At 53.1% G+C, this 13,565-nt stretch carries 8 protein-coding genes; 1 reads left to right on the forward strand and 7 read right to left on the reverse strand.

Annotation, left to right across the window (positions count from 1 at the left end; all coding sequences use genetic code 11):
* Positions 1 to 246: 246 nt before the first annotated feature.
* From LCF41_RS18115 to LCF41_RS18125, 3 genes are all read right to left on the reverse strand, one after another.
* A complete protein-coding gene (locus LCF41_RS18115; RefSeq protein ID WP_225085760.1) occupies positions 247 to 2,154 on the reverse strand; it encodes a rhamnogalacturonan lyase in 1,908 nt (635 codons plus the stop codon).
* 197 nt (positions 2,155 to 2,351) lie between these two features.
* Positions 2,352 to 3,536: an MFS transporter gene (locus LCF41_RS18120; protein WP_225085761.1), complete on the reverse strand. Its 1,185-nt coding sequence runs from the start codon at positions 3,534 to 3,536 to the stop codon at positions 2,352 to 2,354.
* Positions 3,533 to 4,726, reverse strand: coding sequence for a serine hydrolase domain-containing protein (locus LCF41_RS18125; RefSeq protein WP_225085762.1), 1,194 nt, complete (start codon positions 4,724 to 4,726; stop codon positions 3,533 to 3,535). Before LCF41_RS18125 ends, LCF41_RS18120 begins: the two co-directional genes overlap by 4 nt.
* A gap of 118 nt (positions 4,727 to 4,844) precedes the next feature.
* Here LCF41_RS18125 and LCF41_RS18130 point away from each other — a divergent pair, with 118 nt between their 5' ends.
* Positions 4,845 to 5,741, forward strand: a complete 897-nt coding sequence (locus LCF41_RS18130) for a LysR family transcriptional regulator (protein WP_225085763.1) — start codon at positions 4,845 to 4,847, stop codon at positions 5,739 to 5,741.
* 62 nt (positions 5,742 to 5,803) lie between these two features.
* On the opposite strand, the gene lpdA is transcribed toward LCF41_RS18130, so the two are convergent.
* The 4 genes from lpdA to pdhR all read right to left on the reverse strand — a co-directional run bounded on the left by lpdA (position 5,804) and on the right by pdhR (position 12,944).
* Entirely contained in the window at positions 5,804 to 7,228 is a 1,425-nt protein-coding gene (lpdA, locus tag LCF41_RS18135; protein ID WP_039278363.1) for a dihydrolipoyl dehydrogenase, read from the reverse strand.
* 236 nt (positions 7,229 to 7,464) lie between these two features.
* Positions 7,465 to 9,360, reverse strand: coding sequence for a pyruvate dehydrogenase complex dihydrolipoyllysine-residue acetyltransferase (gene aceF, locus LCF41_RS18140; RefSeq protein ID WP_225085764.1), 1,896 nt, complete (start codon positions 9,358 to 9,360; stop codon positions 7,465 to 7,467).
* A gap of 14 nt (positions 9,361 to 9,374) precedes the next feature.
* Positions 9,375 to 12,038, reverse strand: a complete 2,664-nt coding sequence (gene aceE, locus LCF41_RS18145) for a pyruvate dehydrogenase (acetyl-transferring), homodimeric type (protein ID WP_225085765.1) — start codon at positions 12,036 to 12,038, stop codon at positions 9,375 to 9,377.
* 141 nt (positions 12,039 to 12,179) lie between these two features.
* A complete protein-coding gene (gene pdhR, locus LCF41_RS18150) occupies positions 12,180 to 12,944 on the reverse strand; it encodes a pyruvate dehydrogenase complex transcriptional repressor PdhR (RefSeq protein WP_015841704.1) in 765 nt (254 codons plus the stop codon).
* Positions 12,945 to 13,565: the final 621 nt, after the last annotated feature.

Raw genomic sequence — 13,565 nt, forward strand, 5'->3', positions numbered from 1 at the left:
CAAAACTCCCGCTATCGTTGAGGACTGGTGACATTATAAGCATAGCCTGTTGCACATCGTTGGATGTCTATAATATCAAACATCATGCGTGTTTATTAGCCAATTTTCGCAGCAGTATTATCCTCGTTAACCTTGCGTTGGGCTGAACGGGGAATCATTTAGTTCGCACTAACCCACGATACTCCCTCAAAATAACCCGATACATTGAACGAAAATCGGCACGATCGCGATCGTGCCGAGAACACATTATTTAGGTACGGTATAAACACTTTCCCACTTCACCGGAAAGGTCATTCCTTCTCCAAGATAGAAGCTGGTATGTGGCGGCTGGTTGTAGCCCGCGTTCTGCGCCGCAACCTGTGTCCGATAGGCCGGGTCATGCATCAACGTCGGCATACGGTATGTCGTTTCCGTCGTGGTACTGAAAATCTGTAGCTCGCTACTATCAGACTTGGGAATGATGAACTCTTCGCGCCAGTCGCCAAACAGATCAGCACTCAAAACGGGTGTCGCTTTCGTCCCGTTTATCGACGTTCCCGAATTGTAGGTGTAAGCACTGAACAGCCGAGTCGATGCCGACTTGGACGGCACCCACTTATCAATCACCGCACGATCCCATGTTTCACGCAGCAGGTCGCCATCCCACCAGATACCAAAATTGATGTGAGATGGTTTTTTCTCAGAGATCTGTTCGCCTTTCGCGTTAAATAGCCCGCCTTGTGAGGACCAGCATTCCACTCCCAGGTGGGCAGGATCGACATCCATACAGACGCCGCGCCCGTTATCGCCACCAGACCCATTACTGTATCCCCAGAGGATCTCGCCCGTAGCCGCATCATGCATTTCCATCGCGTTCTTGCCATATTGGCTCGCGGACTCATGCACCATAAAGACCTGCTTACCGGAACGAGAAGGATCGAGAACGCCAAAGTGCAACGCATCACCATGACCCAAGCCAGTGGAATTCAATAATTTTCCGTTGCTGCCTATCGTTGCGGCACCAAAGATAATATCGTCTTTCCCATCCCCATCCGCATCGCCGGTACGAAAGTGGTGCGCACCTTGCCCATACGCCGTATTCAGCACATCACCAGTGGTACCGCTGTCGTACGTCCAGCGTTTTGTCAGCTTGCCATTGCGCCAGTCCCACGCAACCACCACGGCACGTTTATAATAGCCGCGAGAAAACACCGCGCTGGGGCGCTCGCCATCAAGATAGGCGACACCCGCCAGAAAACGGTCAACGCGATTGCCATAGCAGTCTCCCCAACCGCACACATCACCACGTTCGGGAAGATAATCTACTGTCGCCATCGCCTTCCCGGTTTTGCCATTAAATACTGTCAGGTATTCAGGCCCGGTGAGAATATAACCGTTGTTACTACGGTAATCCGCCTGACTATTACCGATAACCTTTCCTGTACCATCCACCGTCCCATCGGCGGTTTTCATCATCACTTCCGCTTTGCCATCACCATCCAGGTCATACACGATGAAATCGTTGTAATGCGCTCCAGATCGGATGTTCTTTCCTAAATCAATGCGCCACAGCCGTGTTCCATCCTGTTTATAGGCATCGATATACACATTGCCGGTATAGCCAGAGTGCGCATTATCTTTCGAGTTACTCGGTGCCCACTTGATCACATATTCATACTCGCGGTCGCCATCCAGATCGCCCACCGAGCCATCATTCACCTCATAGGAATAGGTATCACCCTTTGGCGTCACCCCATCGGCCGGTTTCTTTAACGGGATAGACAGATAACGTTGACCATTCAGTACCGATTTAGCGACCTCCTCTTTCCCTGCAACGCCGTTAATGACCGGGCGTATCGCATACGTAGAATCGGCTTTACCGTCGGGATCGATAAAGTTGGTCGTTGTACTGATAGGGGAAGCATTGATGAGTTGACCATCTCGATAGAGATTAAAAGCGATGTTTTCGGGGTCCGTAGCGAAAAGTCGCCAGCTCAAAAAAACATGTTCCGATGATTTGAATGCAAACAGTCCGCGATCCAGCAATTCAATCTGCTTACTTTTTCCTGCCGCATGGGCCGATGTTATCAGCCCAGCCTGACCACCGCCCAGCAGCGCAGCAAGCAATGCAACAGCCATGACGCCTGCCCGCGGCGTTGATAAATAGCGTTTCATTTTCTCTCCTTGATAACGTGAAGAATGCCCTTATTCCAGTTGTACAAATTACATACAGGCATGTCCACGCCAGACTAGTACGGCAGCGTAATTATCAATCACGAAAACAAGGCAAGAAATCATGGCGTCTATGTATGATAAATAAACAGTTTATTGCGCTAGGAAAAAGTACAGATAAAAAACGACACTTTAACGCTTTACCGTCGCGCCACGGGGAAACCGTGTTGTCTGGCAGACCACACCACAACGAACGCAATCAATAACAGCACCAACAGCACCGGAGAGAAGGCGGCAACGCCGAGGCGCTCCAGCAGAACACCACCGATGATGCCTCCCCCTGCAATAGCCATGTTCCAGGCGGTAACCAACATAGACTGCGCCACATCGGTCCCCCCTTCAGCCGTTCTGACAAGAGCCGTCTGGAATAGCGTCGCCGCACCGCCGAAGGCTACCCCCCAGACGGCCACTGCTGCATAGACCACAGCCAGTACATCGCCTGCCACGCCAAGTGCCAGTACGGACAGGCAGAACAATGCCGAGCAGGCAAGCGTCAGGGCTCGCAAGTAGCGATCAATCAGCACGCCGACGATCCAGATGCCCAGTAGTGATGTGACGCCGAAGACCAGTAGTACCAGACCAGTCTGTGCAACCATGCCCACCGCCGCGAGAAACGACGCAATGTAGGTGTAGAGAATGTTATGCGCCAGCACAAAGGCCAGCACTGCGCATAGCACGGGGCGCACGCCTGCCATAGTGAACACACGTCCCAGAGATAGCCTCTTGCCAGCAGATTGCCCAGCGAAATCCGGTACCTGAATACGTACCCACAACATCAGTATTAAGGCCAAACCACTCATCATACCGAAACACATTCGCCAGCCGATCACGTTGCCAAGAAAGGTTCCCGCGGGCACGCCGAGCGACAAGGCTAATGGCGTGCCGACCATCGCTATCGCAATAGCCCGCCCTTTCTGGTGTTCAGGCACCATACGCGCCGCATAACCCGCCAGCAGCGCCCACAGCAGCCCGGCTGAAACCCCTGCCAGAAAACGCGCCGCCATCGTCAACATATAGCTGCCGGAAAGCGCCGTAATCATATTGGCGACAGCGAAACCTGCAATGGCTGACAGCAGCAACAGGCGGCGACGCACACCTTGCGTAGCGGCGGTCAGCGGGATCGCGGCCACCAGAGAACCCATGGCGTAGATAGTGACGGTTTGCCCGACCCAGGCTTCGGATACCGCCAGTCCCTGCGCCATCTGCGGCAGCAGGCCTGCTGGCAGCGCTTCGGTCAGGATAGTGATGAAAGCTGCCGTAGCCAGCGCCAACAGTGAGGCAACGGGCAGTCTGTCATGGTGTGTCGCCGTCATTGAAGCCGTCATCGTGCTGCCTCCAGTTCGCCATACACGGCATCGCGCAGTTCAGTGACAAAACGCCCCGACATCCCTTCGTACATCGTGTTGGTGAAAGCCACCACGCTCAACCCCTGCGATCGATCGACAAACCATGAATGGCCGTAGGCGCCCCCCCAACGCCAGGTGCCTAATGATTCCGGCGACTCGGCTAACTGCGGATCGCGCAAGACCGAGAAACCGAGGCCAAAACCACAGCCCGGCGCATTGGGCAGTTCCAAACCACCGGTCTGATCGCGCCCCATCTCCTCAATCAACCCGTCAGGCAAAGGGATACCGCCTCCTGTACGCAGGGCTTCCAGCAGGCGCAATAGATCCCAGGCTGTGCCCGCCATGCCCGCGCCACCGGATGGAAAGGCTAAAGAATCAAGGATGCGAGCGGGGCTGTACGCGATACCGATTGCGCCTTCGAAGGGAGACACCGTTTCGCCTTCGGCCAGGCGATGTGGCTGCGGCGTGTCGTTCACGTAAGCGGTAGTCAGGCGCGATGGGTCACGTACAACAAAACCGGTATCGTGCATGCCCAGCGGGTCGGTCACCAGTTGGCGAACCGCCTCGTCCAATGACGTACCGTGAATGCGTTCAATCAAGGCGCCCAATACATCCGTTGCCAGCGAATAACCCCAGGCCGTTCCCGGCGCGTATTGCAGGGGAACGCTGGCGATGCGGTGCAGGTTCTCAGTCAAGCTGATGCCGGAGGCATCCATACCATCGGAGACCCCCGCCTGTGCGTAAGGGCCGTCCGCATGGGCTTCGAAAAAGCGGTAGCCCAGACCCGCAGTGTGGCTAAGCAACTGCCGTACTGTGATGCGCGCAGGGCTGCCGTCGGCCAGCCGTAGCTGGAACGTCGGTATCCAGCGAGTGATGTCCTCATCCAGATCGAGCCGGCCTTGCGCCACAAGCACCAGCGCTGCCACGGACACAATGGGCTTGCTAACGGAGGCCAACCGGAAGATGGCGTCCAGCGCCATAGGACGGGCGTTCTCCCGGTCTGCCCATCCTGCGGCCTGCTGATGAATCAATTCTCCGTTGCGCACAACCAGCACGACAGCACCGACCAAACGACGTTCGTCCAACGCCTGTTGAACGGTGGCCTGAATTCGGGCAGAGAGAGGCGCTATTGCAGCACGGGTATACAGAGGAAATGCGGGAGTTATCACGAAATATTCCTTTCATCAATGAGCATTCCCGCTACGATAAAAAATCACCCATTAAAGAAAAAGTGGGATACAGTTCCTAGGTATGCGGAACAAATTGTCCGCAATAGAGAGAGGGTGTATGGATAGCCTGAACGGCTTTGTGGTGTTTATACAGGTGGCCGAAACGCGCAGCTTCGTTGCTGCGGGTCGTCTACTGGGCGTGTCCGCGTCCGCGGTAGGCAAAAGCGTCGCACGGCTCGAAGAAAAACTGGGCGTGAGGCTGTTTCACCGCAGTACGCGCAGCATCACACTGACGGCTGAAGGATCACTATTTCTGGCGCGTAGCCGGCGTATTCTGGCAGAAATCGAGGCCGCAGAACTGGAACTGTCGCAGACCAGCGCCGTTCCACGCGGACGCCTGCGGGTAAGCCTGCCGTTGGTCAGTTCACTGGTGCTCCCCGTACTCGGTGAGTTCATGCGCGAGTATCCCGAGATAGAACTGGATCTGGACTTCACCGACCGCATGGTGGACGTCATTGAGGAAGGTTTCGATGCCGTGGTACGAACAGGAGACCCCGTTGATTCACGCCTCACCGCACGTAAATTGGGCACTTTTCGTTTTATGGTGGTGGCCGCGCCGGACTACCTTATTCGGCACGGTACGCCTCAGAAACCTGCCGATTTGATGCAGCACACCTGCCTGCACTATCGCTTTCCCAACAGCGGCAAGCTGGAACCGTGGGCGCTGCGGCTTCCCCCCGGCGAGCCAGAGTTGCCATTGCCTACCTCGATGGTCTGCAACAACATCGAAACGCGCCTCTGCTTCGCACTGCAAGGGCTGGGGATCGCCTACCTGCCAGACTTCTCCATTCATAAACTGCTGGCCAGCGGCCATCTACAACCGATTCTGACCGACTATGTGGAACGCAACGGCGTCTTCCATGTGTTGTGGCCTGCCAGCAAACATCCGTCGCCCAAAGTGCGGGCACTCGTGGATTTCCTCTGCGCGAGGGTATTTCCCGCATCCAATACGTAAAAAAAATCCGGCACCTGTAAAAGGTGCCGGATTGAATTCACGCTAATCGAACCTACGAGAACTTACTTCTTCTTAGCTTTCGGGTTCGGCAGGTCAGTGATGCTACCTTCAAAGATTTCAGCAGCCAGACCAACGGACTCATGCAGCGTTGGGTGCGCATGGATAGTCAATGCGATATCTTCTGCATCACAGCCCATTTCGATCGCCAGACCGATTTCACCTAACAGTTCGCCACCGTTAGTACCGACAATCGCACCACCGATAACACGGTGAGTTTCTTTGTCGAAAATCAGTTTGGTCATACCGTCAGCGCAGTCAGAGGCGATGGCACGGCCAGACGCTGCCCATGGGAAGGTCGCGGTTTCGTAGCTGATGCCTTTCTCTTTCGCTTCTTTCTCAGTCAGCCCCACCCACGCCACTTCCGGTTCGGTATAGGCAATAGAAGGAATCACTTTCGGATCGAAGTAATGTTTCTTACCGGAGATCACTTCGGCAGCAACGTGGCCTTCATGCACGCCTTTGTGCGCCAGCATCGGTTGACCGACGATGTCGCCGATAGCGTAGATGTGTGGCACGTTGGTGCGCATTTGTTTATCAACGTGGATGAAACCGCGATCGTCAACTTCCACGCCCGCTTTGCCCGCATCCAGGTTTTTGCCATTCGGTACGCGACCGATAGCCACCAGAACCGCGTCGTAACGCTGTGGTTCGGCAGGCGCTTTTTTGCCTTCCATCGTCACATAGATGCCGTCTTCTTTGGCTTCTACTGCCGTCACTTTGGTTTCCAGCATCAGATTGAACTGCTTGCTGATACGCTTGGTGAAGACTTTGATGATGTCTTTGTCAGCTGCCGGAATCACCTGATCGAACATTTCAACGACATCGATCTGTGAACCCAGAGCGTGGTAAACGGTACCCATTTCCAGACCGATGATACCGCCGCCCATAACCAGCAGACGTCCAGGGACGCTTTTCAGCTCCAGCGCATCGGTAGAATCCCATACGCGTGGGTCATCATGAGGAATGAAAGGCAGTTGGATCGGACGTGAACCCGCAGCGATAATCGCGTTATCGAAGTTGATCGTCGTTTTGCCGTTTTCGCCGTCAACTTCCAGCGTGTTGGCACCGGTGAATTTGCCCAGACCGTTAACCACTTTAACTTTACGGCCTTTCGCCATGCCAGCCAGACCACCGGTCAGTTGGGTGATAACTTTTTCTTTCCACAGACGGATTTTATCAATGTCGGTTTTAGGTTCACCGAACACGATACCGTGTTCCGCCAGCGCTTTGGCTTCTTCGATAACTTTAGCGACGTGCAGCAGGGCTTTAGAAGGAATACAACCCACATTCAGACACACCCCACCCAGCGTGGAGTAGCGCTCTACCAGTACGGTTTCCAGCCCCAAATCCGCCGCGCGGAATGCAGCAGAGTAACCCGCGGGGCCGGCACCAAGTACCACTACCTGAGCTTTAATTTCAGTACTCATCATGACCTCTTAATTGTTTTCCGGCGGGTCTGTGACGTCACACCCGTCATCATTCTGATTGAGGGTGCATTCTTAATAACGCCCTCTTCCACCGGGACGTGTCTTTGCCGCAGTAGTTTACAAAATCGTTAACAATTTTGAAACAACAAGCGACTAACGATTTGTCCTTAATCACTGATCGCTGTAACAAATAACAGCTTATCAGAAAAAAGCCGGCCGTCAGGCCGGCTTTTCGATTACATCACCAGACGGCGGATGTCAGACAACGTGTTGTTAATGATGGTAATGAAGCGAGCACCATCAGCACCGTCAATGACACGGTGGTCGAAGGACAGAGACATCGGCATCATCAGACGCGGAGTGAACTCTTTACCATTCCAGACCGGTTCCATCGCGGACTTAGACACACCCAAAATAGCCACTTCAGGCGCGTTGACGATCGGCGCAAAGTGCGTAGTCCCGATACCGCCCAGGCTGGAGATGGTGAAGCATCCGCCCTGCATTTCGCCAGCAGTCAGCTTACCGTCACGGGCTTTCTTGGAGATCGCCATCAGTTCGCGAGACAGCTCAATGATGCCTTTCTTGTTCACGTCTTTGAACACTGGAACCACCAGGCCATTCGGGGTATCAACCGCAACACCGATGTTGATGTATTTCTTCAGCGTCAGACGTTGAGCGTCTTCAGACAGTGAACTGTTGAAACGTGGCATTTGCTCAAGAGCAGCAGCAACGGCTTTCATGATGAAGACAACTGGGGTGATTTTCACATCCAGTTTGCGCTTCTCAGCTTCCACGTTCTGCTGTTTACGGAACGCTTCCAGATCGGTGATATCCGTTTTATCAAAGTGCGTAACGTGCGGGATCACCACCCAGTTACGGCTCAGGTTGGCACCAGAGATTTTCTGGATGCGACCCAATTCCACTTCTTCAACTTCACCAAACTTGCTGAAATCGACTTTCGGCCACGGCAGCAGCCCCGGCAGAGAACCACCGGTAGCAGCGCCAGCGGCAGGCGCAGACTCAGCGCGTTTCACGGCATCTTTCACGTAAGTCTGAACGTCTTCGCGCAGGATGCGGCCTTTACGACCAGAACCCTTCACTTTCGCCAGATTCACGCCGAATTCACGTGCCAGACGACGGATAACCGGCGTGGCGTGAACGTAAGCATCGTTCTCAGCGAAGTCGCTCTTGCCTTCAGCTTTCGCTGCTGGTGCAGCAGCAGGTTTTGCCGCTGGAGCTGGTGCAGCCGCTGCTTCTTGCTTGGCAGCCGGCGCCGCCGCAGGTGCAGCGCCTTCCACTTCGAAGACCATGATCAGTGAACCGGTTTTCACTTTATCGCCGGTGCTGATTTTGATTTCTTTAACCGTACCCGCGAATGGCGCAGGGACTTCCATCGAAGCCTTGTCACCTTCAACGGTGATCAGTGATTGCTCAGCCGCGATTTTATCGCCAACTTTAACCATCACTTCAGTCACTTCGACTTCGTCACCGCCGATATCCGGTACGTTGACTTCTTTCGCCGCAGAGGCCGCTGGCGCAGCTGCTGCTGGAGCCGCGGCTTGTGCCGGAGCAGCAGCAGGTGCAGCACCCGCCACTTCGAATACCATGATCAGAGAACCGGTAGACACTTTATCGCCGGTGCTGATCTTGATCTCTTTAACCGTACCCGCGAACGGTGCCGGGACTTCCATAGACGCTTTGTCGCCTTCTACAGTAATCAGAGACTGTTCAGCCGCAACGGTGTCGCCTACTTTAACCAGCACTTCGGTCACTTCGACTTCGTCACCGCCGATATCTGGTACGTTGACGTCTTTCGCAGCCGCTGCTGCAGGTGCAGCAGCAGCCGGCGCCGCTTCTTTCTTCTCTTCTGCCTTAGCAGGTGCAGCGTCAGCTGCACCGTAGGCGGAATCGAAAATCATGATCAGTTTGCCAGTTTCAACTTTGTCGCCAACAGAGACTTTAATCTCTTTAACGACACCAGCCTGCGGAGAAGGGACTTCCATAGAAGCCTTATCACCTTCAACCGTGATCAGCGACTGTTCAGCTTCAACTTTGTCGCCAACCTTCACCAGCACTTCGGTGACTTCAACTTCATCTGCACCGATGTCCGGTACGTTGATTTCGATAGCCATGTAATCTTTACCTCTTATGCCAGACGCGGGTTAACTTTATCTGCATCGATGTTGAATTTAGTGATGGCATCTGCAACCACTTTCTTATCGATTTCACCGCGTTTAGCCAGTTCACCCAGAGCCGCAACCACGACGTAAGACGCATCCACTTCGAAGTGGTGACGCAGGTTCTCACGGCTGTCAGAACGACCGAAACCGTCAGTACCCAGTACGCGATAATCGCTAGCCGGGACGAAGTTACGGATTTGCTCAGCAAACAGCTTCATGTAGTCAGTAGATGCAACCGCTGGCGCATCGCTCAGAACCTGAGCTACGTAAGGTACGCGTGGCGTTTCGGTCGGATGCAGCATGTTCCAACGCTCACAATCCTGGCCTTCGCGTGCCAGTTCAGTGAAGGAAGTCACGCTGAATACGTCAGAACCGATGCCGTAGTCTGTCGCCAGAATCTGAGCCGCTTCACGTACGTGACGCAGGATAGAACCGGAGCCCAGCAGTTGCACTTTACCTTTGCTACCTTCAACCGTTTCCAGCTTGTAGATACCCTTACGGATACCTTCTTCCGCACCCTGCGGCATCGCAGGCATGTGGTAGTTTTCGTTCAGCGTGGTGATGTAGTAGTAAATGTTTTCCTGCGCTTCACCGTACATGCGGTGCAGACCGTCATGCATGATTACCGCGACTTCATAGGCGAATGCTGGATCGTAGGAGATACAGTTCGGGATGGTCAGCGACTGAATGTGGCTGTGGCCATCTTCGTGCTGCAGACCTTCGCCGTTCAGCGTCGTACGACCTGAAGTACCACCGATCAGGAAGCCACGCGCCTGTTGGTCACCCGCTGCCCAGCACAGGTCGCCAATACGTTGGAAACCGAACATGGAGTAGTAGATGTAGAACGGGATCATTGGCAGGTTGTTGGTGCTGTAAGACGTTGCAGCAGCCAGCCAGGATGAGCCTGCGCCCAGTTCGTTGATACCTTCCTGCAGAATCTGACCTTTCTGGTCTTCTTTGTAGTAAGCAACCTGCTCACGGTCCTGCGGGGTGTACTGCTGGCCTTTCGGGCTATAAATACCGATCTGGCGGAACAGGCCTTCCATACCGAAGGTACGCGCTTCGTCAGCGATGATTGGAACCAGACGATCTTTGATAGATTGGTTCTTCAGCATCACGTTCAGGGCACGAACAAATGCGATAGTGGTAGAGATTTCTTTGTTCTGCTCTTCCAGCAGGGTGCTGAAATCTTCCAGCGTTGGCAGATCCAGTTTCTCATCAAAGTTCGGCTGACGAGACGGCAGGTAGCCACCCAACGCCTGGCGGCGCTCGTGCAGGTATTTGTATTCTTCAGACTCTTTATCGAAAGTGATGTATGGCAGTTTTTCGATGTCATCATCAGACACTGGCACGTTGAAGCGGTCGCGGAAGTAACGCACGCCATCCATGTTAACTTTCTTAACCTGGTGAGCGATGTTCTTACCTTCAGCCGCGTCGCCCATACCGTAACCTTTAATGGTATGCGCCAGAATAACGGTTGGTTTGCCTTTGGTGTCCTGCGCTTTTTTCAGTGCAGCGTAGACTTTCTTCGGATCGTGACCACCACGGTTCAGTGACCAAATCTGATCGTCGGTCCAGTCTTTAACCAGTTCTGCCGTCTCCGGGTATTTACCGAAGAAGTGCTCACGCACATAGGCACCGTTTTTAGATTTGAAGGTCTGGTAGTCACCGTCGACGGTTTCTTCCATCAGTTGGATCAGTTTACCGCTGGTGTCTTTACGCAGCAGTTCGTCCCAACGGTCGCCCCACATGACTTTGATCACATCCCAGCCAGCGCCGCTGAAGATACCTTCCAGCTCGTTGATGATCTTACCATTACCGGTAACTGGGCCATCCAGACGTTGCAGGTTACAGTTGATGACGAACACCAGGTTGTCCAGTTTTTCACGGGTCGCGATAGTGATCGCACCCTTGGATTCTGGTTCGTCCATTTCACCGTCGCCCAGGAAAGCATAAACGGTTTGCTTAGAGGTATCTTTCAGACCACGGTTTTCCAGATATTTCAGGAATTTAGCCTGGTAGATAGCACCAATCGGGCCCAGCCCCATAGAAACGGTCGGGAACTGCCAGAAGTCCGGCATCAGTTTCGGGTGCGGATAAGAAGACAGACCGTTACCGTGAACTTCCTGACGGAAGTTGTTCATCTGGTCTTCGGTCAGACGGCCTTCAAGGAAGGCACGAGCGTAAACGCCCGGAGAAATGTGGCCCTGGAAGTAGACCAGGTCGCCGCCGTCCTGAGCAGTGCGAGCACGGAAGAAGTGGTTAAAGCACACTTCATAGAAAGTGGCGGAAGACTGGAAAGAAGCCATGTGGCCACCCAGATCCAGATCTTTTTTCGAAGCACGCAGTACCGTCATGATCGCGTTCCAGCGGATTGCTGAGCGAATACGACGTTCCAGATCCAGATTACCAGGGTACTCCGGCTCGTCTTCCACTGCGATGGTGTTGATGTATTGACGTGCAGCCGTACCAGCAGCAACGCTGACACCGCCTTTACGTGCTTCACTCAGAACCTGATCAATCAGGAACTGGGCGCGTTCAACACCCTCTTCACGGATGACCGATTCGATCGCCTGCAGCCAGTCGCGGGTTTCGATCGGATCCACGTCATTATTTAAACGATCTGACATGGTTATTCCTTATCTTCTCTAATAAGTTGGTTTGTTGGAGCCTGTCTTCCTGCATTCTGGCTTAAGGTAGCCATAAGCAAAACGCATGAAGACAGGCTCATCGTCGTGATTGCCGCATTCAGAGCACCAAAATACGGGGGCTCAGTCCTTGCGTTGCTGGAGCCGACGCAGCGATCTCTCGCGCCGACTATGTTCCCGGTTAAGATCCAGCAATACTTCCTCAATAAACGCCAGATGACGGTGTGATGCTTCGCGCGCCTTCTCTGGCTCACGGGCAACAATCGCCTCAAAAATGCTGGCGCGATGAATGCTAACCTGAGCCAACACTTCACGGCTCAAATAAAGCAATTCAAAATTCTGCCTCACGTTCTGTTCGAGCATCGGCCCCATACAGCGCACCAAATGCAGCAAAACCACATTATGCGTGGCTTCTGTTACAGCAACCTGATACTGCATAACGGCTTCTGACTCGGCGTTCAGATCGCCCGCTTCCCTCGCCTTCTCAATCACGGCATGACAATCCCGGATACGTTGCAGGTCCGACTCTGTGCCACGCAGTGCAGCGTAGTAGGCAGCAATGCCTTCCAGCGCATGACGCGTTTCCAGAAGATCGAACTGTGATTCGGGATGTGTGCTCAGTAATTCTGCCAGCGGATCGCTGACGCTTTGCCATAGATTGGCTTGAACGAAGGTACCACCACCCTGACGGCGCAAAAGGAGACCTTTGGCTTCCAGGCGTTGAATGGCTTCTCTCAGAGAAGGGCGGGAAACATCGAACTGTTTTGCCAGTTCGCGCTCCGGTGGGAGCTTCTCGCCGGGGCGCAAGGTTCCCTCAAGTATCAGAAACTCCAACTGTTGCTCAATCACATCTGACAGTTTGGGCTGACGGATCTTGCTGTATGCCATAATGAATTCTTCTCTGCGAATGGCGCGGAGTCAATTGGTAATACCAATTTAAAAAACGTGACGCTAAAGTAACAAAGTATTCACCTTCTGTCCATAAGGACCTTGAGCTAAATCACCAATCCCACCAGATTTTAACAAATGCACGAGAAACCTGCGGCAAAGTGATAGCCCACCTGTGGTATTACCATTAATCCCCTCTGTCTATATTTTAACTTTTTTGAAACGTGAAGCAGGCATTGCTGAACCGTTTAAATGCGTAAACAATGAATTTTAATTCAAAAAATAAGAATTTTTATTCTTTAAAAAAAGAAATTACCCGCCAGCCCTCACCCTGGTCAGCACCGTTTTTACCGCAGGGATAAAGAGATAATAAAAAGGAGTAAAACCAAAGAGGTATCAAACACACCATTTCCTACCCATTCTCTCGTAGTCAGGGACTTAATCTGGAAACGGTAAAAATTTTGATGTAGCGATAGTTTTTAATTATCAGGCAACAAGAAATCAGTGCAATTTTGCGCACTTACCACTATTCTCTGGCAAACGGTAGATATTTTCTTATTTTAAGAAATACCACTCCGTAAAAATAAAATTACACAAACGTACAGTCACTAATACGCGTGC

Origin of the sequence: Pectobacterium colocasium (assembly GCF_020181655.1) — a bacterium.
Lineage (GTDB): Bacteria > Pseudomonadota > Gammaproteobacteria > Enterobacterales > Enterobacteriaceae > Pectobacterium > Pectobacterium colocasium.

Bases quoted from the DNA above. Each gene is read 5' to 3' on its own strand.
- LCF41_RS18115 (WP_225085760.1), bottom strand. From the start codon at position 2,154: ATGAAACGCTATTTATCAACGCCGCGGGCAGGCGTCATGGCTGTTGCA.
- LCF41_RS18120 (WP_225085761.1), bottom strand. From the start codon at position 3,536: ATGACGGCTTCAATGACGGCGACACACCATGACAGACTGCCCGTTGCC.
- LCF41_RS18130 (WP_225085763.1), top strand. From the start codon at position 4,845: ATGGATAGCCTGAACGGCTTTGTGGTGTTTATACAGGTGGCCGAAACG.
- lpdA (WP_039278363.1), bottom strand. From the start codon at position 7,228: ATGAGTACTGAAATTAAAGCTCAGGTAGTGGTACTTGGTGCCGGCCCC.
- aceF (WP_225085764.1), bottom strand. From the start codon at position 9,360: ATGGCTATCGAAATCAACGTACCGGACATCGGTGCAGATGAAGTTGAA.
- aceE (WP_225085765.1), bottom strand. From the start codon at position 12,038: ATGTCAGATCGTTTAAATAATGACGTGGATCCGATCGAAACCCGCGAC.
- pdhR (WP_015841704.1), bottom strand. From the start codon at position 12,944: ATGGCATACAGCAAGATCCGTCAGCCCAAACTGTCAGATGTGATTGAG.